This window comes from Micromonospora sp. NPDC049497 (genome assembly GCF_044465805.1).
Taxonomy (GTDB): domain Bacteria; phylum Actinomycetota; class Actinomycetes; order Mycobacteriales; family Micromonosporaceae; genus Micromonospora.
The window spans coordinates 1-21,238 of sequence record NZ_JBITMC010000025.1; the positions used below are offsets into that span (position 1 = coordinate 1).

Genomic DNA, 21,238 nt, shown 5'->3' on the forward strand with positions numbered 1-21,238 from the left:
GTCGCTAACCCACTTACCGGAGACCTCTTCAGTTATCGATCACCGCCACGCCGTGACCCCACCCGGCCAACACCCACTTACGAAACGCGCCCTAGACGCGGCCGGTCCAGGGTCTTCCGATGCCGGCGCGTACCGCGCTACGCCCGGGCGGCAGGTCAAGCACGTCGATCAAGCTGGGGTCCTCGTCTACGGCATGGTGCAGGTGCCCGAGCTTGCCGATGCTGCCGGCCGCGTCGGAAGCTCCGACCAGCTGCCAGACTCCGTCGTCCGGGCCGTGACTGATCATCAGAACAGGCTCGTGGCGTTCGAAAACCTCAGGAGTCTGGATACAGGTGGTGCCCAGCAGCCAGTGCCGCATCCACCATGCTCGCCGATCGTGCTGCAGGACGTGGTCGGTGACCCACCACACGAACGGCAGGTCCTCGTGGGCGCGCGACTGGTCCGCAGTCAGGTCCGGGCCGCCCTGCGGGACCCGCTCGAACGGCTCGTCAGTGAGCGAGAACGCGTGGCCGTCCTCGTTCGCGAAGATGACAGCGTGGAAAGTGCCCCCGCCGGGATTGCCGGCACCGATCCCGATGGATAGGCGGGCGACGTGTGGGTCCGAGTCGGTGGTCCAGCCGAACGCGTACGAGGCCAGTTCACCACGCGGCCCCACGAACTCGCCGAACACGCGCCGGTCCATGCCTGTGACACCGGCCGTCGGCACCTCAACGAGCGCCCCCTCCAGCACCTGGATCTCCACGCCGGGAACATAGCTGATCGAAAGCATCGTCGCGCAGGCGCACACCACCGCTACCCAGCGCGCCACCCCGGCGACGATCACCGGCCCAACGCCGTGCGGTTCCCTGGCGGCTGTCGCGCTTGGGCCAGACGCCCGGACGACGGCAGAGTGAGCCGCCGCGACGCGGGAGTGGGCGTCAAAACGTCGCGACACCGGCAGGCACCAGTGGCATGCTCTTCCCGGTGTTGAGGCAGTTGGACGACGGGGTCGAAATCACCGCCGAGGCGGGGCGTGGTTCTGCCCGTCTTCGTAGCGCCGAGCGGCCGTGGCACGACGAGGTACTTGACTTGCGATGCGAGCTGGCCGATGACGGCGTCAGTGCGGTGACCTGGGTCCGGACTGTCAACGGCGACGGGACCATGTCGTGGGCAGCCGACCTCGCCGAGTCGTACGAGGGATGGGTCGGCGTGCGGGCCTGGGAGTCGCGAGAACACGACCTCCGCATCAACGCGACGCATGACCGACGAGGCCACGTCAATCTCCGTCTCGTCATCCGGGGCCCTCGGGGCCACGACCCGAGTGCGTGGGAGGCCTCCGTCGTGGTGACCCTTGACGCCGGCGAAGACATGCGACGTCCCGTCGCCGAACTCGGTGACTTGGTCTCGTAGCGGCTCCAAGTCGGGAGCGCTAAACGAACGGTGTGTCCCGGCACGGCCGGGCGACCAGCGGCAGATCCGGTGCTCTACCGTGCGGGTCCGTGGTGCTTGCCAGGCTTGTAAGGCATCTGTTTGGCTGCCTGGATGCCCGCGTACTCTGCACATACCCGCCGCGCATTCTGGGTCGACTCGGAGAAGGACCCGCGCAATACCGGCGAACCACCAGTGGGCGAGGTGACGACTCTGCGAAAGTACCTCGACCACTACCGGATGACCTTCGAGATGAAGTGCGATGGTCTCTCTTCGAAACAGATGGCCGCACCGGCCAGTAAGCCCTCGTCGCAGTGGCGGCCTTTGACCTTCATGCGGTACTCGTCATCGGCCCGGCCACTCCTGAACGAAAGCGGCGCGCCGCTGGAGCCAGTCCATCACGATGGCCCCTCCGATAGAGACAATCGTGACAACAATCAGGGGGACGTCGATGAGTCTGCTGGAGACGATGATTACGCAGGTGCCGACGCTGATCGGCGTGGCGGTCGGCACTGCCGGCACGATCATTGCCACGACAGTGGCCGAACGGGCGCGGTGGCGGCGCAGTCAAACGGTGCGGTGGGACGAGCGGCGGCTGGACGCCTACGCCGATTTCACGCGTGCCGTGAAGGAGATCCATCTGCTGGCGCTGGGAATGCTCAGCGCCCACCGGCCCGGCGCCCGTACCCCGCCACTTGGCCGCGAGGAGGGGTTGGCCCGGTTGGCTGAGGCGGATGTGCGGCACACGCTGACATGGGAGGCGGTTCTGCTGCTCGGTGATGAGGTCACCGTAGGGGCGGCGTCCGCATGGCGTCACGCCGTACGAGCTCTGGAGCAGGCGGCACGTTCCTTGCCGGACCCGCCCGACGATCTTGCGGGTCTGGTTCGGCGGGCCGATGAGACTCGTGACGGCTTCTACCGTGCCGCGCGAGGCAGCCTCGGTGTCCGCGGCGGCATCGTCGACCAGGTGCGACGGCCAGCGGACAATCGGGCGCCGGCCACTCGCCTCTGACGTAGGTCCATGGCACGAACACTTCGCGGCATGTGCGTACACCCGATCGCTGTTCCGGTCGCGGTGGGCCACGAGGGCTTGGAAGGGAGGGGCGTGGCTGATCATTGAGCGGTGATGAACCCTGCCGCGCTTCCGGCCGACCCCGGTGCGTTCTCGTTGGCCGTTCCGCCGCTGTTTGCCGCGCTGGCTCCGGCGCGGAGCATCCTCATCGCCGGAGCGGGCGGGGGGTTCGACGTGTATGCCGGCCTGCCCTTGGCGTTCGCCCTGTGGCGCGGCGGCGCACAGGTGCACCTGGCCAGCCTGTCCTTCTCCCAGCTCGAATTGATCGGCCGGGACGCGTGGGTAGCGGAGCACGTCGCGGCGGTGCAGCCGGACACCACCAGCCCGGACTGGTACTTCCCTGAACGGACGCTCGCCCGGTGGCTGGCGGCTCAGGAGCTGCCGTCGACCGTGTACGCCTTTCCGCCGCTCGGTGTCCAGCCGTTACGGGCGGCGTACCGGCACCTGGTCGAACAACTCAACATCGATGCGGTGGTGCTGGTCGATGGCGGCACCGATGTCCTGCTGCGCGGCGACGAAAGCGATCTCGGCACCCCGGTGGAGGACATCACCAGCCTGGCCGCCGTGGCCGCGCTGGACGTACCGGTCAAGCTAGTGACCAGTCTCGGCTTCGGCATCGACGCCTACGACGGCGTCAACCACGTCCAAGTGCTGGAGAACCTCGCCGCACTCGACCGCGACGGCGGCTACCTCGGTGCCCTGTCCATCCCCGGATCGAGCCGGGAGGCGGCACTGTACCGCGATGCTGTCGCCGACGCCCAGGCTGCCACCCCGGACCGGCCGAGCATCGTCCAAGGACAGATCGCCGCCACCAGCGGCGTGTTCGGAGACGTCCGGTTCACCCCGCGCACCAGCGGCGGCGACCTGTTCGTCAACCCGCTGATGGCGATCTACTTCACCGTCGACCTCGACAAACTCGCCGCCCGATGCCTCTACCTCGACCGCATCCAGAACACCATCGGCAGGCGACAGGTCATCACCCGCATCCAAGCGTTCCGCGACGAACTCCTCAGCGCACGCATCCCCCGCGCGTTTCCCCACTGAACGCCTGGACCGCGGCGGAAGCGTACATCTGCTGGCCGAGGTGCGATCCGCGGCGAAGCCGGGTCCGGTTCAGCCGGATAGTTTTCTGCGGTAGCTAATGTCATCATCCTGAGCGATCATCACGGCGGCGCTTGACGCTGCACCGGCGCAACGACGGCGGGTACTTGCTGACCTCGTGGTGACCGGTGGCGACTTCTCTTGGCTGAACGCTCGTGTCGAGCCGAGGGAAGGGCTCGCGGAGGTCCGGTCGCTCTTCGCCGAGGAACTGCGGCTGCTCGATGGTGTCGATGAGGATGTCGACTCCTGGGAGCATGCGTACGAGGCCGTCCGGAACGCCGTGACGCTTCGGTACCCGGATGGCCAGGAGGTTCCTGAGTTCCTTCTCCACATCGATGGTAACGAGGCGTGGTGGCGGTGGAGTGGCGAGCCGTTTGACGAGCAGCATGCCTAACCAGCGCGCCCGCCCGGCGTCAAGTGAGGATGGTTCGCTGTTTGCCGATCACCCAACGGTGTCGTGGTTCGAGGGCACGTGACAGTACGCTCTCATCGTGAAAACGGTCCGCGTTTACGCCCCCCGATCGAAGCTGCTGCTTCTGTTGCTCGCGTCCGCCGCCTTCGTGTTGGCAAGTCTGTGGATTATTGATGCCTCGCGTGGGTTTCTCGGCATCCTCACCGGAGTAGTTGGCATTGCGTTCTTTGGCCTGGGCGGCGTCTACTTTTTCCTCGAGCTGGTCTATCGGCGACCGACCCTGCAGATCGACGCGGAGGGCATCACCGATCGGGCGTCACTGGCCTCGGCTGGCCGGCTCGATTGGCCTGAGATCGGCACCGTGAAGATCCACTCCGTCGCGGGGCAACGAATGTTGGCGATTATGGTGCACGACCCGAATGCGGTGATTACCCGAGCCGGGCTCGTGCGCCGCGCCTTCCTGCGGATGAATCTTGCAACCGGCTTTCCGCCGGTCAATGTCCCAGAGTCCGCTCTGCCGTACTCGCTGGAGGCGCTCGTCGACGAGATGCGCCGACACAACCCCGACGTTCAGGTGTCCACTGATTAAACACGCCACGGTGACACCGGGTAGCGGGTCGATGCCTCATCACAGGCAGATGGCAATCGGCGAGCTTCGTCGAAGGGACCGGTCCAAGGCCTCCCGCAACTGTGGGTCTTTCGGCGCATCGATCCGTTGGGCCATCTCGGCGAGCACCTTCGGGTCGCGCTGCCCGTTCCGAATCGCAGCACTGACGATGTCAGCAATGGAGTCGCGAGCAACTCCGCAGCGGTCAACACCGGCAGTTCTTCAAGCTGAACAGGCGGTAGTTCTAACAGGATTGCTCAGGGTCCCGCCGGCATGATCGGAGGCACCGACATCGGCAGAGTCGGACGTCTGGGAGCCTGGCCGAACGCGCGCGTCGCGGCAAATGAGTGAACACCGCTCAGCTGGGCGATGAGTCGTCCGGCGCATTGAGGACCAATACCGTCATGTCCAACAGTCGCTGGTAGTACGCGGCCTCATCGTCGTCCAACTCCGGGATGACACGGAGGAGTTCCTGCTCGCATGCCGCAAGGATGTCCCACCGCCCGTCATCGTTGCTTCCGCCTCGATGCAGCCAGGTACTTACACAGCCAGCCACGTTGGAATCGAGCAACATCATGCTGACGCCGGCCACGTCAACACTTCTCGGCCGGCCAGGAAACGGGGCCCGCGTGTGCGCCTCCCAGAGTTCGGCGACTGCCGCCAGTCGGTCTGTCATGCGACCCAGCACTCCCATCATCGACCAGGTACCGAATGTAGACACACTCTTCTCGGCATGATCGGACGCTGACCTGGCGCGCGGTCAGCGGCATGTGCGGACACCCCTGGCTGGGCCGGGTGAACTACGCTTTGAGGCCGGCCTGCCCAACGCGCGGCGCCGGTACCGCGCGTCACTGAGCCCAGGGGTGGCAGCACCGTTCGAGTCGGGCCAGGCTCCGGGGAGCCCGCTCATAATGAGCGGGCTCCCGAAAACAACCCAGTCGGGCCCAACCGTGCATCTGCAACCGCGCGGAGCGCGCCGGCACGACAGGGTGGCGTATGCGATCTCCACTCGCGCACCTAAGCTCCTCTCGTGTATTTCGTGGAGCGGTCGCGTGTGGATTCTCCGTTCAGCAAGTTGGTCTTCTACGTGCCGGAAACGACGGTGCTCGGCTGGTTCCAGCGCGCCTGGCGCCACGAGGACCCGGAAGCGCTTCTCGACGCCGAGATCGGCGGCGGCGCCTACGGTTTCGACTCGATCTTCGAGGCGATCGAGGAGCACCGCCTCCCCTGCCCACAGACCCTCGTCGAGCTGCGCGAACTCCTGGACGAGCACCTCTGGGTCGAGTCTGACGACCCGATACGCCTCGACGAGCGGGGGCTGCGGGTGCGTACCAACGACGACGAGGTGGACCTGGCCTACTTCTTTTTCGAGGACGAGGCGATCGTCGCCCACGCCGACCGGCTCGCGTACCTCGTAAACGACACTTGGCCGCTGCCGTCCGGCGCCGCCGCGCCCGGCGCGACCTTCACCCCTGACGTGGCGCTCCGCATCGTCGGCCCACCCGGGCCTGGTCCGGATTCCGTCTACGCGGTCCGCATCACCTGGCAGCACCCCGACCACAACGGCACGAACCTGGACCAGCGGGAAGCGACCGTCTTCCCCGGCGTCCGCCTGCCCGGACTTGCCGACCACCTACGCGGTATCGCCGATCCCGTGTCCCGGGAACGCTTCGACGCCGACCTGCTGCGCTCCCTCGTCGGACCCGGCGACGATGGCATCGGCCCCGCCTTGGACCGTTACGTCTGCCTCGAACCATACGACTTGTCGATTTCCGGAAAGTGGACCGCACCCAGCCACGAGCAGATCCTGCAATGGAAGCTGCCGGAGCCACCACCGGAGGCCCGCGTCGCGGTGGATGAGCACCTCGCCCAGGCCGCCCGCTACATCGACGACTTCTTCGGCCACGAGCAACTGTTCCTCTTCGACACGCAATGGGCCGCCGCCCACCCCGACCTGGCGCTGTCCCTCCTCCGCTATGCCACCCACTGGGACCCGTTTGCGCCGTGACGGGTTCCCGAACACTGAGTTACGTCACGGGCTCCTGGCCACCCGAGTAGGTTCACCCCGGAGGCGGGGACTGAACTTGCCCTATCCGCTCTTCGGCACGAGCGCGCGCAGTGGGCATCGCGCATCGCGCCTCGTGACCACGTCTGCTGGCTGCCGCGCGCTCGGCGGCATGAGAGCGCGTTGCATCCCCGCCTTGCGCGGTGCCGACCGGCCTCGATGGCGCGGGCCGGACGCTGCCCCGACGGCCTACCGCAGCCACCGCAGTGCGGCGTCCGCGGTGTCCTCGGGGCTGCTGTTGAAGGCGATGGCCGCGCCGGGAGCATGCTGTCGGACAAGGTTGACCAGCTTCTCGAAGAGCTCGAGCAACGGCTCGTGCTTGCGAATGCCGCCCCCGACCACCACGCAGGCGTAGTCCTTCCGGGTCAGCGCCTCGACGATCGCTTCCTCCGGGTTCTCGTCGGGCGCAACCAAGCACAGGTCGGCATCGATGCCGAGATCGCTGAAACGGGCCTGACCGCGTGCTATCGCCGCCACAACCGGCTCAGGGTCCCAGCCCGGGATCCTGACGGGGTCGAGACCGATCACCAGCACTCGCCCAGTGCCATGCATCCTGCTACCTCCTACAAACCGATCTGGCCCCCAGCACCCCGACACGTGGGCACCGAGCTCACCTAACACCGTCAACTTCGTCGGAGGGGCGTGTCACGATTCAGATGCTGTCACGGGTGGCATCAGACTGCCCGATACCCGGCCCTCTGGTGGCGCCCGGCCGCGATGTGGAGTCTCCGCATCTTCAGCAGTCCCGGCCGTCTTCGGCCGGCCTGCACACGGCCTGTTCGTCGTGCTGGCACTCGCTCGGGCATCTCCAGGAGGCCGGGGGGGGGGGGGGGGGGGGGGCGGGGGGGGGGGGGGGGGGGTGGGGGGGGGGGGGGGGGGCGGGGGGCGCCGGGGCCGGCCCCCCCCCCCCCCCCCCCGGGGGGGGGGGGGCCCCCGGGCCGCGGCAGCCGGTTGGTTCAGCGCCAGGCCGACGGGTAGTCGTAGCGGGTGAGCAGCCGCCCGGCGAACAGTGCCGTGCCGAGCACGATCAGCACGGCGGGCAGCACCGTGTGCACTGGATAGCCGAGACCGGGGCCGGTCAGTCCGATGAACGCGGCGCAGACGGCGGCCGGCGCGTGCGGCGCCGCCAGTAGCAGCATCGCCACCACCGACGCCGTCGCGGACACCGACGCCGTTGCCACCGACGGGCCCATCGCAGCGGTGACCCCGGCCGCGATGATGGCGCACGCCGGATAGCTCACCAGCATCGCGGCCGGCCGGGCCAGCGGCGCGCGGGGCGCCATGGCGAGCACCGCGGCCGAGGCGACGAACGGAAGGGCGAAGACGTCCAGGCCGGTGAGCTTTTCCATCGTGGCCAGCACGGCCGTCGCGCCGAGCAGCATCGCGCCCGCGCTGAGCGCGACGGACCAGGCGATCCGCCAGTTGGTCGTCGGGCGGCGAAGGGTGGCGGAGGACATCCGCTACCGGGTACGGCGCAGGAAGGCGCGGATCAGCTCGGCGATCTCGCCGCCGTGCGTCTCCAGTGCGAAGTGACCGGTGTCCAGCAGGTGGATCTCGGCGTTCGGCAGGTCCCGGGCGTACGCCTCGGCACCTGCGGGGCCGAAGATCTCGTCGTGGCGGCCCCAGGTGACCAGCGCGGGCGGCTGATGCTGACGGAAGTAACCCTGGAAGTCCGGATAGACGTCCAGGTTGAACTGGTAGTCCCAGAAGAGCTGGAGCTGGATCTCCCGGTTGCCGGGCCGCTCCAGGCCGGCCTGGTCGAGCAGCCACGTCTCCGGGGCGATCCGGTCGAGGCGGTCCGCCGGCACGCCGTGGGTGTATTGCCAGCGGGTCGCCTCCGCCTCCAGCAGTCGCCGGACCGCCGGCTCGTGGGTCTGCCGGTCTTTGGCGTGATCGAACAGGACGTCCCAGAACGGCGTGAAGCCCTCGGTGTAGGCGTTTCCGCTCTGCGTGATCAGGGCGGTGATGCGGTCCGGGTTCCGGCTGGCGATGCGCAGCCCAATTGGAGCGCCGTAGTCATGCAGGTAGAGGGCGAACCGGTCGATGCCGAGCGTGTCGAGCAGGGACATGGTGACCTCGGTGAGCCGTTCGAAGCTGTAGTCGAACTCCGTCACCGGCGGTGCGGACGACTGTCCGAAGCCGATGTGGTCGGGGGCGATGAGGTGGTACTCGTGGGCGAGCGCGGGCATCAGGTTGCGGAACATGTGCGAGCTGGTGGGAAAGCCGTGCAGCAGGACCAGCGTCGGCCGGGACGGATCGCCGGCCTCTCGGTAGAACACCTGCTGGCCGGCAACCGCGACGGTGTGGTGACGGGTGGCGAACGCGGACATGATGACTCCTCGACAGGTGGGAGAACCGTCGTTCTCCGGTCGGCTGCTAATCTAGGAGAACAACGGTTCTCCGCGCAAGGGGCTTTGACATGGACCACACAACGGCCGAGGATCGGCTGCTCGCCGCCGCCGACGCGCTCTTCTACGATCGGGGCGTCCAAGCGGTCGGCATGGATGACATCCGGCAGGCGTCCGGCGTCTCCCTCAAGCGCACCTACCAGCTTTTCCCCTCCAAGGGGCACCTGGTCGAGGCGGTGCTGCGCCGGCGCGACCGGGCTATCCGCGCGGAACTCGACGCGTACACCTCGGCGCGGCCGACCCCAGCGGAGCGCCTGCTGGCGGTCTTCGACTACCTCTACGACTGGTTCAGCCAGCCCGACTTCCGGGGGTGCGCGTTCATCAACACGTTCGCCGAACTCGGTGGGGCGTCGGCGAACGTGGTCGACATCGTCCGCACCCACAAGCAGGCCGTCGCCGACCACATCGCCGCCCTCGTCGCGTCGGCCGACCGACCGCCGGCGCTGGCCGGGCAGCTGCTCATCCTGGCCAACGGCGCGATGGTCACCGCCGCGATCGTCGGCAGCCCCGAGCCGGCCCGCGAGGCCCGCGAGGCGGCGCGGCGTCTGCTCGACGTCGACACTCCAGCCTGATCGACCACTGCCGGAAGTACGGCATGACGAACAGAGCCGCTCGGCCGAATCGGCCCATGACAGCCTTCCACCTCAGGCTCCGACGTGGACGTCGGTACCCGACGTCCACGCCAGGGCATGGGTGTTCGGAAGGTAACTACGGCAGACCTGCAGGCACTGCGTGAGCGTTGCGCTTTTCAGTGTGCGTGGGCGTGAACGTCTGCGGGTGGTTTCACAGCCGGGACGATGAGCACTGCCAGGACACTGGAAGCCGCGGCCACGATGGCGGCAAAGGTGAAGCCGCGGGTGAAGCCGGTGCTGCCGCTGCCGGCGATACTCGCCGCCGCGATACTGGAGACCACGGCGACTCCGAGGGCTGCGCCGAACTCGTGAAAGGTGCTGAGGAGGCCCGACGCGATTCCCGCCTCGTGATGGGCGACCTGTCCCAGCGCGGTCGTGGAGGCGGCGACGAAGGCGGCGCCGATTCCCGCCGCGCCGACGCTGATCCCCGTCACCACCAAAACCGAACCGTCCCAGAACGCGGGTACCGCGGTGCCGAGGGCAGCGATCGCAAGGCCCGTCATCGCGACGGGCCGGGCGCCGAGGCGGCCAACGACATGACCGGCGACCTGCGCACCGATGATCGTCGCTACGGCGACCGGCAGGAACAGCAGCCCGGTCCGCAGCGCGCCGTAGCCCTTGTGATGCTGCAGGTAGAACGAGCCGAGGAAGAACACCGCGATCATCAGCGCGGTCGCCACCAGGATCAGGAACGTGCCGCCGGCCACCGACCGACGGGTCAGGATCCGCAGGTCCATCAGCGGCGACCGCACGATGCGTTGCACGACGGCGAACAGGACGTACAGAACAACGGCACCGGCCAGAGTCCCGAGGGTCGCGGCGGTCAGCCAGCCCCGGTCGCCGGCGTTGATCAGCGCGTAGATCGCCGTGCCGGTTGCGGCCGTGACGAGAACGGCCCCCGGCACATCCAGGCGCGCCCGGGTCCCGTGCGGCAGCTCCGCCGGCAGCATCCGGGCCAGTGCCCCCAGCACGATCAAACCGATGGGCACGTTGATGTAGAACACCCACTGCCAGCCAGGACCGGCGGTAAGTACACCACCGAGCAGGACACCGATCGCCGCGCCGCCGCCGCCCAGCGCCGACCAGATGCCGAGCGCCTTGTTGCGCTCCTCTCCGTCGAAGACTCTCGTCACCACCGACAGCGCGGCGGGTGACAGCATCGCCGCACCGACGCCTTGCGCGACGCGGCCTCCGATCAGCATCGCGGCACCCGCGGCCAGGCCCGTGAGCAGCGACGCGACGGTGAACAGGAGCAGGCCGAGCAGCACCACGCGGCGGGAACCGAGTAGATCCGCGGCTCGCCCTCCGAGCAGCATCAGGCCGCCGAACATCAATGTGTATGCGCTGACCACCCAGGTCAGCGTGTCGCGTTGCAGGCCGAGGTCCGCGCCGATGTGCGGCAGCGCGATCGCCACCACGGTGACGTCGAGGATGAGCATGAACTGGGCGACGCCGAGCAGCGCCAGCATGCGCCAGCGGCGTGGGTCGGTGGCAGTGGTTTCCGGTTGGTCGACGGCCTGAGCGGACACGGCGTCGCCTCCAATTCGAACAGCAGTGTTTGACTTGTGTCGGGTACAGTAACTCGTACACCACTGTTCAACAAGGGGGATCGGGTGACGGCACCGACGTCGGGAAGGTCGTCGGCCAGGCGAGCGGATGCGCAGCGCAGCATCGCGGCGATACTCGGGGCCGCCGTGAACGCCTTGAGTCGTAACCCGGATGCCAGCGTCAGCGAGATCGCGAAGGCGGCCGGCGTCGGGAGGGTCACGCTTTACGGCCACTTCCCGAACCGCGCAGACCTGGTCGAGGCGGCGCTCGCCCACGCCATCGAACAGGGCCACGCCGCACTCGACGCGGTCGACCTGACCGGCGACACCCGGCAGGCACTCGCGCGGCTGATCGACTCCAGCTGGTTGCTGGTCAACCAGTCCCGCTCTCTCTTGCTCGCGGCCCAGACAGTTCTCCCGCCAGGCCGGATCCGCGACCTGCACGCCGGCCCGGCCGAGCGCGTCGAAGGCCTCGTGAAGCGCGGTCAGGACGACGGCGTGTTCCGGAACGATCTGTCCACCTCATGGCTGGTCGGCGTCATGCACAATGTGATGCACACCGCCGCCGACGAGATCAACGCCGGCCGCCTCGATCCGGACCAGGCTGCGGCGTTCATCACAGCGACCATCCTGGCCGCCTTCACGCCGCCCGGACGTCGCGTCCCCACCTGAGAACCGCCAGCCCAACCGGCCCCTGCTCTACAGCTCGGCCGCCTCTCGCGCGCCCCGCCGGACAGCCCGAGGCGCGGAGCATCTGCAGGGTCCGCGCAGTAGTGAGGTTCCCGGTTTGCCGGAGGGTTGGTTACCTGGCGCCGGTATACGCACCAATGGCCACAATGAACGGCTCAGCCAATTCATCGCAGCTGGAGCAGCCCGCGTTCGGCCATGAAGGACCGCAATGTCTCGGCGTCCTCGGTGGACATCAGGCGGCGTGGGATCACCGTCGCCGGCATCCGGCCGACGTACACGATCCAGAACTCAGGGGTGTCTTCACCCGGGCCACCCCGTCCCAGGCGATGCCGCCAGACTCGGAGCCGCTGCGCATCATGATGTTGTCGTCGGTGATGTCGTAGGCGCCCTCGACAGCGTAGGCACTGGAGCGACGCCGGGCGCGCCACTGCACCCACGGCGAGTACACCATCGACAGCAGGCCACCCACGACCATCGCCATACTCACCGGCGCGATCCGGTCGCCCCATGCGAACCCCCGCGAGACGGCAAACCCGATCACCCCGACCGCCGCCAGTACCGCGCCGATATAGCCGAACCTTCGCAGCCGCACACTGCTGAGCGCAGCGGCCACGCGGCCTGGGTAGGCGGGATCGGCGGGGACGTCGAAACGGATGTGCACGTCAGAACGATAGTGCCCTCGCCCGTTTGTCGGCAGCGCCTGACTCGCACCGGCTGGCGGGATCGTCGACATCCGCCCGTGGCCAGCGGCAGATCCGCACGTCTGATATCCGCCACCGGGGACTACGAGCTCGCCCAATCCAGCGCCCCTCGTACACCGGGACCTTCCGTCCGGGACCGACCCGGGTTGACTCGATCGTCATGCTGAAGCGGTAAGCCCCACGCCCGCACCCAAGGAGGACCTGTGCGTAAGCCGGCCAAGACTGCCGCCGTCCTTCTCGGGCTCGGCGTTGGCGCCATGGTCGGTCCATCCCTCGGGTCGGCCGCCTTCCTGTCCGGCGTCGCGATCGCCACGCTCGGCGTCGCGCTCTCCCTGGTCGGTACGACGGAATCCGATCTCGTCGCGGACGGCCTGGTCGACCGCGACGAGGACGCTGGCACGGCAGCCGACGGGACGACCACAGGAACCGCGGTCGTCGCGGAACGACGACGACGGAACCGGCAGCGGCCAACCCTCAGCGGCCTCGGCACCCGGGTGGAACAGATACTCAAACTCGCCGAGGAGCAGGCAGACGACTACCGCGCCGAGGCGCGGCTCAAAGCCGAGGAGATCTTGACCGCCGCCCGACGGGTGGCGGAGGCGGTTCTGAACCAGGCGCACGAACAGGCGGCCGGCATCCCCCGGGATCTGTCTCCTGTACCACCCAGCCAGGCGGCATCGCCGGACGAAGATCCGAGCCGTCATGCCTGACGGAAGCGGAGCTCAGCGTCCACGCTGTGTCGTGCCACGCGCCGCCCACCGCCCGCGCCGGTGTTGACGGCGGCGGGTTGTGGAAGACGTAATGCAGATGCATGACTGGGCGTTCGATCAGCAGCGCGCTGTCCATCCCGGCGGTAGGTGATCTGCTGTTGGCGGCGTTACTGGCTCGCCGGCTCCTGATGCCCGTAGTGGTGCTGGTGTAGCAGCGGGTCGGTCGCCACGACGAAGTCGATCACTTCCCAGAACTCGTTGAGTGTCGGGTGAGCCAAAGCCTCGGCTCGAGTGAGCTTACGACCGTAGAGCGGGCCATCGGGTGCCACCGATGCAGCATCCACCGCGGTAGCCCCAGGCAGATCGCTGCCGGCGGTCGGACCGAAGCGACAGCCGAAGGTGAGGTGGTCGTCGTAGTCGGTGCCCTGACCCCACGTGCCGAATACCACGTCGATCCAGCTTTCGGCTACGCCAGCGTGGTTGTAACACGCGGCGAAGAACACCGCGTACGGGAGGCCGTCACGAGTCACCATGCACCAGGTGCGCCGGCTGGGTTGCCCGCAGCACTCACACGTCTTCTCCGCGCCGCCACGGTACGACTCATCAGTCTCCAGCACCGCAAGATCCTCCAGCGGAGGCGCTGTGCCGCAACACCGTGATCAACTGGTCGTTCAGGCATCCCCAACTCGTCAAGCCCTGGCGTCGAGCGTCACCACGACGTCTTGACGCGCGATCAGCGGCAGATCCGGATGTCTGATCTTGAATGGTGCTTACCCAGCGAGCTGGCGGCACGCACTCCGGCTGTGCGGTAATCCGGCCTGCTTGAAGACGAGGCCGCAACTGCCGTTCGCCGGGTCCCAGAGCCCGTCGTTGGTTACCAGCGCCCGAACCAGCGCGCGCTGCGGTTCAGTAAGGGGCCGGCTCGTCGCGTACGGCTTGGGGAACGCGAACCGCACCAACGCGCCCCAGCCGTCGTCGAAGCCGGCCCAACTGTCCCGACTGGCCACCTGGCAAGCAGCCGTGGCGATCTCGTCGAAGTCAGCGGCGACGCGGATCGCCGCGGCGACGAGCGCGAACTGGTGTACTCCCGGAGGTGGTGGCGCAGCCAGCGCGGCCAGGATCAGCTCACGGCCGCGCGGGTCGTCCTCGTGAGCCAGGGCGGCTCGGAGCCGGACCGCCGGGTCCGGGTCGATGAGCCGGTCGCGGAGGTCAACGCCGAGTTGGCCGAGGCAGCGCATCCACTCCGCCTGCGGCCCGGCGCCTCGTTCCGACCAATCCAGGACGAGCACCGCCAGTTCCTGGCGCCGGTCCGCTAGGGACCGCGTCCGCGCGATCGCCACAAGGTTCTCCGCGCGGAACAGCGCCCGGTCCGGCGGGGACGCCGCGAGCAGCGGAAGCACCACCGGGTACGCCTGCGCCACGGCATCGGAGAGGTCCGGCAGTATCCCGGCGAAGTAGCGATCGTCAGCGAGGTCGGTCACGCTCATGGCCGCGTCGCCGAGGAACTCCACAAGCGAGTCGACGGTGTCCGGGTGGGCTTGTCCCTCGGCGAGCAGCGCGGTCACGGCCCGAACTGCCGGTGCGGTCGCCGTCTCCGGGAAACCCTGATGCAGCACCACCATGTCGAGGTGATCCAGCGCGGCCTCCCGGGCCTCGGCGTCACCGAACTCCAGCGCAGCCAAGTGTCCCGGGGTGTCGGTCGCGCGGCCGTACGCGTGCCCGAGCCGACTCCAGTCAACCGTCATCACCACGTCCTCCGCAGTTCGTCAGCCGACCGGAAGTAGGTGCCTACCTTCGCCTGACGCCCGACTCGCCGCTAGACAGACGCAGCCCATTGCCGGTCACCGGCAGTACGGCCAGAGGTTTCGCGCCGCCGGTTGGCGTCGGCGCCGTCGTCGGTTCAGCGCCCAGCCAACTATGTGGTGCAACAGGAACGCGAATGCCACCGAACCAGAGGCGACGAGCAGGTTTGTGGGGTCGGGCCAGCCGCGGATGGTGGACAACACCAGTACGGCGATCACCGCGGCGGCGATCGCGGCCCAAACGAGCATGGCTGCCCTCGGACGTCGCCGGCCTACCACCACGGTAAGTGTCACCAGTTTCTGGTGGACCTGCCATTGCTCGACAGCGGAAGCAGGCACCACGCCGTAGGTAGCCAGGAAGCCGACGCTGACAACACCATCCCTTGACAACGTCGCAGGGCCGGTGGTGTGCCCGCTGCCAGGCCACTGCCGTGACAGGTAGGCGTAGCGTTCGTGGTCGGCGGGTTGGCGTCGGCCGCGCGCCTTGGCGTCCCGCCGGCTCTGGTCCCATCGGACCAGGTCAGCCAGCCACGCCTGCCGGCTCGTGACCAACGCTTCGGCGGCGGACGTGAGCTTTCCACCGTCGTCTATCGGGCCGAACCGGTGCTGAAGATGGTTCAGGGTCGAAGTGAACCCAAACGGTGCATACATCCCGACGCATCGGTGGAAAGCCGCGGCGCGCCGAGCGAATGGCTGTGACTCGTCTCGAACTCGACGAAGCTCCCGAGCAAAGCTCACCGCCGTACCGTACCCGTCTGCGGGTGACTCGCTGCTCAGCGAAGGCGATGCCGGAAGCACATCAGCGACTTACCAGGCACTTCGTTACGGAGCGTGAGCCACACCAGCTTGTTGCAGGCGGAAGCGCTCGGTCGGCGGCCAGATGCGCGTAAATTCCTGGGTCCGGCATGGGCGTCGGGGCTGCCTCACCAATGACTGGCCACGATGCCGGTACGACCGCCGAGAGCGGCGCGGATGTCTGTGGTGAACGCGGGTGACAGCGGCGGCCAGTTGTGGAACGTCACGGCGGGAGCGCCGATGAGCACGCTGAACTGCCCGGTCCAGTCACCCACCAACCCGCTCCAGCCGCACCGGTCGCAGGCGAACACCGGCTCCCGGCCGAGGGCCAACCACTCCTCCAGCCAATCACCGTAGGAGTCGGTGTAGGCCGCCGGTACGCCGGCCGCGCAATGAGGGCATCGCGGTGCCTCATCGTTCTCCACCGGGTGGTAGACATCGCGATCGCCGTAGATGTCGACGCCGCTATTGGCCGTATCGAGGAAGGCGTCGAACCAGTCGACCGGCTCGACGACTGCCGTACGGGCGCCGGGACCGGGCTTCCACGCGCTCGGCTGCCACAAGGCATCACGACGGTCGTTGGGGAGAATCACTCCGCGGGCAAGCAGGAGGTCCTGCACGCCGGCGATGACCTCCTCGCGCTCCGCCGACGAGGCGCTGTCCAGCCGGACCACAATCACGCTGTGCTCACTCACCATTGATCTCCTCCGACCCCGTCGGCCACATGCCTTCGCCACGGGTATCAGTTTTCAGAGTTTACTGGTCCGCCTCGGCCATGCATCGGCCTCAACCCTGAACCTCGCGCGTCGGCGTTCCTCTCCTTGCTGCTCCTCGTTCTGCGCGGCTCTTGCCGAGGCCGGACGGCATTGGCACCCTGGCCGCTTACTCCGCGCAACGCTCTACCGGCGGGGGATCCGCGCACCCGACCTTGGCCAACCGATGCCGCGAAGCGTCCAACTAGGATCTCGGAATGGGGGATGACATCGTTCTGCGGCTAGACCGCGCAACCGCCGAAGACCTTTACGTCGCGTTGTACGAGGCCGGAGAGCACATCGCAGCGGGCGCAGCCATCACTCCGCCCACCGCGGAGGAGACCGAACGGCTGGGCACTCTTCTGCGGGGCCTGGGCCACGCCCTTGGCCGTCGTTGCTCTCCGTACTGCGACCACCTCTAGTCCGAAGGGGTAGCGCGTGCTCAGCGGCAGTGAGCGGATGCGGGTCCGGCAGGCGCGGGTGGAGCGCGTCCTGTCGGGAGCACGAGGCGGCGGTCAACCAGACGAAGCGCGGTACGAGCCGGTGGGAGCAGTAGTTGACCGCGATCGCTGCGCGGTGAACAGGCGACGCTGCAGGACTACCGTTGCTCCGCATGACCCACGTCGACATCGAAATCACTGCGGAGCTGGCCCGGGATCTCGTACGCGATCAGCACCCCGACCTCGCCGATCGCCCGGTTCAGCTAGGCGCGCGTGGATGGGACAACCACCTGTGGCGGCTCGGTGACGACCTGGCCGTCAGGCTTCCGTGGGCGACTGGGTCCGCGGACGCGCTGCTGCGCAAGGAGTACTCCTGGCTGCCCACGCTTGCCCCGCGCCTTCCGCTGCCGATCCCCGTCCCGCAGCGATTCGGCGAGCCTTCCGAACGGTTTCCTCGGCCCTGGCTCATCACCACCTGGGTTCCGGGCACACCCGCCGACCGCGCCCCTGTTACGCGAGCCTCCGACGCGGCCAAATCCTTGGCGACTTTCCTGACGGCTCTTCACCAGCCCGCCCCCAGCGGCGCGCCCGCAGGCCGGGACCGCGGCGGGCCACTGGCCGACCGCGCCGACCAGTTCACCAAGGGGCTCACCTCCGCCACCGAGCGAGGACTGATCGACGACCCGGACGCCGTCGGTGCCGTCTGGCACGACGCGGTCGCCGCTCCCCCATGGACGGGCCCGGCGCTCTGGCTTCACGCCGACCTGCACCCCGCCAACGTCCTCACCGCCGACGGCACCTTCTGCGGCGTGATCGACTTCGGGGACCTCTGCGCGGGCGACCCGGCATACGACCTCGCTGCCGCGTGGCTCCTGCTACCGGACGACACCATCGACCACTTCTACTCGGCCTATCAGCCGACCGCGGACACCGCCATCATGCGCCGCGCCCGCGGCTGGGCGATGGCACGCGCCCTCGGCGGCATCCTCATCGGCGACGCCGGCGTCCACAGCCGCCCCGGCGGCAAGCCCACCTGGGGTCCACCCGCCCACGCCGCCCTGCAACGCCTCATCGCCACAAGTCACTGACCTGGCGCCGCCACTGCTTGTTGACAGGCGGCGTGATCAGCCATCCACACACCGCGGACCGAACGCACACGCTCATCGGCACGTCGGGACCTCGGCGACCGGCGCCGCCATCACTGTCGGTGACGAGCGCTTCGCGGCTACCTGATGCGTGCGTTCGTCGTACAGAAAGTCGCGGGGCGCGGGCGCCAGCTCAGGGAACGTCGGGATCGGGGTGCTCGGCCACGAAACGCTCGCCGGTTTCGTCGTCGACCAGCGAGTTGTCGACCAGCCATTCAACCGCCCGCCGCTTTGCGCGCACGTCGCGGAAGGCGTGCCATGCCTGCAGCAGGTGCGGATACTCCTCGTGCAACTCGTTCTTGAACCGGCGGAAGGCACCCTTGCCCTGGATAGCTCGCGCGAGTCGGTGGCCGGCCACCGCATCACTGATCCTCTCAGCGAAGTCGGCCATGTCCTGGTACCAGACGTAGGACGGCAGCGGGTCGATGGCGACCAGGTTGAGGTCGTCAGGGTCGACGGGCGTGTGTCCGTCGATGCCGCCGTCCGTCGTCCAGAACACGGTCTCGCCGGTCTGCGGGTTGATCAGCCATCGGTGCTCGTAGTCGGTCTGGTCCTCGAGCGCGGTGGCGACCTCCTCCAGGTCTAGCCTGCTCAGATCAAGCATCCGGCCACCATAAACCCGCTGCTAGGCGCGCTTCCACCAGCGACTGCGGAACCAGCGGCATGAGCGAATGTCTATGAATCTCGATGGCCGCCGGTCAGGTGGATGTGACGTAACCCGGGACTGAAGGCGGCGACGTGGTCCGACGTGCCGTGGTGCGCCTTCGATGGCGTGAAGCGGCCTTCACTGACTGCGAGGTCGTAGGCACCCCCGCCGGCGTACTCGGCCAGGATCCCGGTCACTTGGCGCTCCGCCGCCCAGGCAAGCCCGGCGTCCACGGTGTCGAACACTCCCGAGGCGTATCGGGCGCGGTCACCGTGGAAGATCCAGACGGTTGACCTGAACGGGCTCCCCTAATCAGCGGTGGGCCTGCGGTTCAGGCCCTCCGGCGTGAACGAGAACGAGCCGGGAAATTTTCCTGGGCGATGACGTACGGCGAGAACCACCGGATCGGGGTGCACGCCCCGCAGACCCGTCTCGGCTGCAGCGTTGGCGAAGGCATTCCACAGGTGGAAGCAGATCAAGTCGTGGTCATGATAGGCAGTGGTGTAGGCAAGCGTCTTGGGGTAGAACGGGTTCGTTCCGCCGATCCACAGCGACGGTGGCCCGAACGTCTCGATGACCTCGGGTAACGTTCGGTCCTGCGACACCCAGCCACCGATGTTGGCACTCAGCTGCTGATACTCCGCCTCCGACAGCGCACGATCCAGCTCGAGCCAGCCGAGGCGATGAGCGATCTCGGCGTAGACAGAGGACGCGGCATCCCGCACGGCATCTGCCGGCAGGATCGTGCTGTAAGCGCCCATGATGCCCGTCGCTGCGAACGCATCGCGGTCGCGTAGTCCGTCGCACTCCGCCCGCCACCGCGTCAGGCTCCCGTCCACGGCGGCCATCGCCTCCAGCAGAAGCCGTTCGGCCATCTCGTCCCTGCCGTACATCCCAGGGCGACGAAGCACACCGTTTACCTGCGTCAGGTGGTGACGACGCGCCTCACCGAGAACGAAATCGGAATGATCCCTGCTGCTCATTACCGCCGATCATGACACTCCAACGAGCTGCGGGACATCCGCTCATCGGCACGTCCGGATGCCCATCCCGTGCCCGCCGGCCACGCTCCGTGACGCTCGGTCCGCAGCGTGAGCGTGCGTCCTGTGCTGCCGAGGACACGGGGCGGCGGCCACCAGACAGTGCGCCATGTCGGGTCGGGCGGACCGAAATTCGGGCGTCTCGCCGGGGTGCGTCCACTAGCGTCCCGCCTCATGGAGAACACCACCGTACGCACTGAACGCCTCGAGCTTCGCCCGGTGCGGGAAGAGGACGTCGACCGGATCCTGGAGTACCGCAATCTGCCGCAGGTCACGCGCTGGCTACTCCGCACGCAGGTCGACCCTGCATCCTTCCGCGCGGCATGGCGACGCGCGGCCGCAGACCCCGACGACCACAGCGTGGCGGCCACACTCGACGGAGCGGTGATCGGAACCGTCTCGCTCGAAGTCGTCGACGGCATGGGTCAACCCGGCATGCCACCACGGACCGAGGCCCAGCTCGGCTACATCTTCGATCCAGCCTACGGCGGAAATGGCTACGCGACCGAGGCGGTCACCGCGGTGGTGGCGCACGCATTCGACCGGCTGGGCATTCGGAGAATCACCGCTGGCTGCTTCGCGGACAACCTCGCCTCGGTGCGAATCCTCGAAAAGGTCGGCATGCGTCGTGAGCAGCACGGCGTCGGCGATTCCTGGCACGCCGAACTGGGCTGGGTGGACGGCTACACCTACGCCCTCCTCGCCGAGACATGGCATCGAGAGGCAGCACCGTAGGAGCAGCCGAAGAATCTCAGGCTGGCATGAAGCCCTGGCCAGAATGTTCTCAGTGGGACCCAACTCGGTAGTACCTGTCGAGGAAAGCGGCGTAGTGTCCGGGGTCGTACGCCTCCTCCACCCACGTGATCACATCGAGGATCTCTCGGGCTTCCTCGGTGCATACGGTGGTGAGATACTCCTTGGTCCTGGCGACGCCCGCCCCCAGCATCAGTTCCGCGTCGATGGCGCCGGTCGCGTCCATACTGGCGCCGCGAGCGCGGTGAACCAACAGCGCGTCCTCGACGGCGCCGACGTGCCGCAGCTGGACGGCGCACATCCGCATCAGCTGCGTGTTGCCGGGTACACGGTGCCCGTTCCAGAGTAGGTCTCCGCCTCGCGCCGGGCTTCGCGCACGAGGACATCCCGCACGATCGAGACCTGGTCAGCGCCGACCCGCAAACCGTAGGCGGCCAGGTGCTGGTCGGCGTCCCGCTCGTACTGATCATAGATGTCCATCCCCATGCACCGTGTGTAGCAGGAGCGAAGCGC

The 21,238-nt window shown here is 68.0% G+C and carries 26 protein-coding genes and 1 pseudogene; 10 read left to right on the forward strand and 17 right to left on the reverse strand.

Features of this window, described 5'->3' with window-relative positions; genetic code table 11:
* Positions 1 to 91: 91 nt before the first annotated feature.
* The gene (locus ACIBR0_RS25730; protein WP_396719823.1) at positions 92 to 823 is read right to left on the reverse strand and encodes a hypothetical protein; all 732 of its coding nucleotides are present in this window, start codon (positions 821 to 823) and stop codon (positions 92 to 94) included.
* Positions 824 to 951: 128 nt separating this feature from the next.
* On the opposite strand from ACIBR0_RS25730, the gene ACIBR0_RS25735 reads away from it, so the two are divergent.
* The 3 genes from ACIBR0_RS25735 to ACIBR0_RS25745 all read left to right on the forward strand — a co-directional run bounded on the left by ACIBR0_RS25735 (position 952) and on the right by ACIBR0_RS25745 (position 3,523).
* A complete protein-coding gene (locus ACIBR0_RS25735) occupies positions 952 to 1,389 on the forward strand; it encodes a DUF6228 family protein (RefSeq protein WP_396719825.1) in 438 nt (145 codons plus the stop codon).
* A gap of 469 nt (positions 1,390 to 1,858) precedes the next feature.
* On the forward strand, positions 1,859 to 2,419 hold the full coding sequence (locus ACIBR0_RS25740; protein WP_396719827.1) for a hypothetical protein: 561 nt from the start codon (positions 1,859 to 1,861) through the stop codon (positions 2,417 to 2,419).
* Positions 2,420 to 2,533: 114 nt separating this feature from the next.
* Positions 2,534 to 3,523 (forward strand): DUF1152 domain-containing protein, encoded by a 990-nt coding sequence (locus tag ACIBR0_RS25745; RefSeq protein ID WP_396719829.1) that lies wholly within the window; start codon positions 2,534 to 2,536, stop codon positions 3,521 to 3,523.
* Between the two features lie 103 nt (positions 3,524 to 3,626).
* Here the strand turns inward: ACIBR0_RS25745 and ACIBR0_RS25750 are convergent, their stop codons facing one another.
* Positions 3,627 to 3,968: a hypothetical protein gene (locus tag ACIBR0_RS25750; RefSeq protein WP_396719831.1), complete on the reverse strand. Its 342-nt coding sequence runs from the start codon at positions 3,966 to 3,968 to the stop codon at positions 3,627 to 3,629.
* Between the two features lie 103 nt (positions 3,969 to 4,071).
* On the opposite strand from ACIBR0_RS25750, the gene ACIBR0_RS25755 reads away from it, so the two are divergent.
* Positions 4,072 to 4,581, forward strand: coding sequence for an STM3941 family protein (locus tag ACIBR0_RS25755; protein ID WP_396719833.1), 510 nt, complete (start codon positions 4,072 to 4,074; stop codon positions 4,579 to 4,581).
* A gap of 376 nt (positions 4,582 to 4,957) precedes the next feature.
* On the opposite strand, the gene ACIBR0_RS25760 is transcribed toward ACIBR0_RS25755, so the two are convergent.
* Positions 4,958 to 5,191 (reverse strand): hypothetical protein, encoded by a 234-nt coding sequence (locus ACIBR0_RS25760; protein ID WP_396719834.1) that lies wholly within the window; start codon positions 5,189 to 5,191, stop codon positions 4,958 to 4,960.
* Positions 5,192 to 5,638: 447 nt separating this feature from the next.
* On the opposite strand from ACIBR0_RS25760, the gene ACIBR0_RS25765 reads away from it, so the two are divergent.
* Positions 5,639 to 6,607: a hypothetical protein gene (locus ACIBR0_RS25765; RefSeq protein WP_396719836.1), complete on the forward strand. Its 969-nt coding sequence runs from the start codon at positions 5,639 to 5,641 to the stop codon at positions 6,605 to 6,607.
* Between the two features lie 246 nt (positions 6,608 to 6,853).
* Here the strand turns inward: ACIBR0_RS25765 and ACIBR0_RS25770 are convergent, their stop codons facing one another.
* The 3 genes from ACIBR0_RS25770 to ACIBR0_RS25780 all read right to left on the reverse strand — a co-directional run bounded on the left by ACIBR0_RS25770 (position 6,854) and on the right by ACIBR0_RS25780 (position 8,994).
* Complete coding sequence (locus ACIBR0_RS25770; protein WP_396719837.1) at positions 6,854 to 7,192, reverse strand: hypothetical protein; 339 nt, start codon at positions 7,190 to 7,192, stop codon at positions 6,854 to 6,856.
* Between the two features lie 428 nt (positions 7,193 to 7,620).
* Positions 7,621 to 8,121, reverse strand: a complete 501-nt coding sequence (locus ACIBR0_RS25775) for an HPP family protein (RefSeq protein ID WP_396719839.1) — start codon at positions 8,119 to 8,121, stop codon at positions 7,621 to 7,623.
* 3 nt (positions 8,122 to 8,124) lie between these two features.
* The gene (locus ACIBR0_RS25780) at positions 8,125 to 8,994 is read right to left on the reverse strand and encodes an alpha/beta fold hydrolase (RefSeq protein WP_396719841.1); all 870 of its coding nucleotides are present in this window, start codon (positions 8,992 to 8,994) and stop codon (positions 8,125 to 8,127) included.
* Between the two features lie 89 nt (positions 8,995 to 9,083).
* Here ACIBR0_RS25780 and ACIBR0_RS25785 point away from each other — a divergent pair, with 89 nt between their 5' ends.
* On the forward strand, positions 9,084 to 9,644 hold the full coding sequence (locus ACIBR0_RS25785; RefSeq protein ID WP_396719843.1) for a TetR/AcrR family transcriptional regulator: 561 nt from the start codon (positions 9,084 to 9,086) through the stop codon (positions 9,642 to 9,644).
* A 176-nt stretch (positions 9,645 to 9,820) separates the two neighbouring features.
* Here ACIBR0_RS25785 and ACIBR0_RS25790 read toward each other — a convergent pair whose 3' ends face one another.
* Entirely contained in the window at positions 9,821 to 11,233 is a 1,413-nt protein-coding gene (locus tag ACIBR0_RS25790) for an MFS transporter (protein ID WP_396719845.1), read from the reverse strand.
* Between the two features lie 84 nt (positions 11,234 to 11,317).
* On the opposite strand from ACIBR0_RS25790, the gene ACIBR0_RS25795 reads away from it, so the two are divergent.
* Positions 11,318 to 11,923, forward strand: coding sequence for a TetR/AcrR family transcriptional regulator (locus ACIBR0_RS25795; protein ID WP_396719847.1), 606 nt, complete (start codon positions 11,318 to 11,320; stop codon positions 11,921 to 11,923).
* 182 nt (positions 11,924 to 12,105) lie between these two features.
* Here the strand turns inward: ACIBR0_RS25795 and ACIBR0_RS25800 are convergent.
* Positions 12,106 to 12,602 (reverse strand): annotated as a pseudogene (locus ACIBR0_RS25800) (YcxB family protein).
* A gap of 243 nt (positions 12,603 to 12,845) precedes the next feature.
* Here ACIBR0_RS25800 and ACIBR0_RS25805 point away from each other — a divergent pair.
* The gene (locus ACIBR0_RS25805; RefSeq protein WP_396719848.1) at positions 12,846 to 13,352 is read left to right on the forward strand and encodes a hypothetical protein; all 507 of its coding nucleotides are present in this window, start codon (positions 12,846 to 12,848) and stop codon (positions 13,350 to 13,352) included.
* A 167-nt stretch (positions 13,353 to 13,519) separates the two neighbouring features.
* Here ACIBR0_RS25805 and ACIBR0_RS25810 read toward each other — a convergent pair whose 3' ends face one another.
* The 4 genes from ACIBR0_RS25810 to ACIBR0_RS25825 all read right to left on the reverse strand — a co-directional run bounded on the left by ACIBR0_RS25810 (position 13,520) and on the right by ACIBR0_RS25825 (position 16,644).
* The gene (locus ACIBR0_RS25810; RefSeq protein WP_396719850.1) at positions 13,520 to 13,969 is read right to left on the reverse strand and encodes a hypothetical protein; all 450 of its coding nucleotides are present in this window, start codon (positions 13,967 to 13,969) and stop codon (positions 13,520 to 13,522) included.
* Between the two features lie 153 nt (positions 13,970 to 14,122).
* Positions 14,123 to 15,097 carry a hypothetical protein gene (locus ACIBR0_RS25815; RefSeq protein WP_396719852.1) on the reverse strand — a complete coding sequence of 325 codons (975 nt, stop codon included), beginning with the start codon at positions 15,095 to 15,097 and terminating at the stop codon, positions 14,123 to 14,125.
* Positions 15,098 to 15,193: 96 nt separating this feature from the next.
* A complete protein-coding gene (locus ACIBR0_RS25820) occupies positions 15,194 to 15,805 on the reverse strand; it encodes a hypothetical protein (protein WP_396719854.1) in 612 nt (203 codons plus the stop codon).
* Between the two features lie 272 nt (positions 15,806 to 16,077).
* Positions 16,078 to 16,644: a hypothetical protein gene (locus tag ACIBR0_RS25825; RefSeq protein ID WP_396719856.1), complete on the reverse strand. Its 567-nt coding sequence runs from the start codon at positions 16,642 to 16,644 to the stop codon at positions 16,078 to 16,080.
* A 670-nt stretch (positions 16,645 to 17,314) separates the two neighbouring features.
* On the opposite strand from ACIBR0_RS25825, the gene ACIBR0_RS25830 reads away from it, so the two are divergent.
* A complete protein-coding gene (locus ACIBR0_RS25830; protein ID WP_396719858.1) occupies positions 17,315 to 18,229 on the forward strand; it encodes an aminoglycoside phosphotransferase family protein in 915 nt (304 codons plus the stop codon).
* A gap of 190 nt (positions 18,230 to 18,419) precedes the next feature.
* Here ACIBR0_RS25830 and ACIBR0_RS25835 read toward each other — a convergent pair whose 3' ends face one another.
* The 3 genes from ACIBR0_RS25835 to ACIBR0_RS25845 all read right to left on the reverse strand — a co-directional run bounded on the left by ACIBR0_RS25835 (position 18,420) and on the right by ACIBR0_RS25845 (position 19,915).
* Positions 18,420 to 18,890, reverse strand: coding sequence for a UPF0158 family protein (locus tag ACIBR0_RS25835; RefSeq protein ID WP_396719859.1), 471 nt, complete (start codon positions 18,888 to 18,890; stop codon positions 18,420 to 18,422).
* A gap of 71 nt (positions 18,891 to 18,961) precedes the next feature.
* Positions 18,962 to 19,177 carry a hypothetical protein gene (locus tag ACIBR0_RS25840; protein ID WP_396719861.1) on the reverse strand — a complete coding sequence of 72 codons (216 nt, stop codon included), beginning with the start codon at positions 19,175 to 19,177 and terminating at the stop codon, positions 18,962 to 18,964.
* Between the two features lie 63 nt (positions 19,178 to 19,240).
* The gene (locus ACIBR0_RS25845; RefSeq protein ID WP_396719863.1) at positions 19,241 to 19,915 is read right to left on the reverse strand and encodes a hypothetical protein; all 675 of its coding nucleotides are present in this window, start codon (positions 19,913 to 19,915) and stop codon (positions 19,241 to 19,243) included.
* Positions 19,916 to 20,146: 231 nt separating this feature from the next.
* Here ACIBR0_RS25845 and ACIBR0_RS25850 point away from each other — a divergent pair, with 231 nt between their 5' ends.
* Positions 20,147 to 20,707 carry a GNAT family N-acetyltransferase gene (locus ACIBR0_RS25850; protein WP_396719865.1) on the forward strand — a complete coding sequence of 187 codons (561 nt, stop codon included), beginning with the start codon at positions 20,147 to 20,149 and terminating at the stop codon, positions 20,705 to 20,707.
* 49 nt (positions 20,708 to 20,756) lie between these two features.
* Here the strand turns inward: ACIBR0_RS25850 and ACIBR0_RS25855 are convergent, their stop codons facing one another.
* Together ACIBR0_RS25855 and ACIBR0_RS25860 are read right to left on the reverse strand one after the other, a co-directional pair.
* Positions 20,757 to 21,026, reverse strand: coding sequence for a hypothetical protein (locus ACIBR0_RS25855; RefSeq protein ID WP_396719867.1), 270 nt, complete (start codon positions 21,024 to 21,026; stop codon positions 20,757 to 20,759).
* A gap of 5 nt (positions 21,027 to 21,031) precedes the next feature.
* The gene (locus ACIBR0_RS25860; protein ID WP_396719869.1) at positions 21,032 to 21,211 is read right to left on the reverse strand and encodes a hypothetical protein; all 180 of its coding nucleotides are present in this window, start codon (positions 21,209 to 21,211) and stop codon (positions 21,032 to 21,034) included.
* Between the last annotated feature and the right edge of the window lie 27 nt (positions 21,212 to 21,238).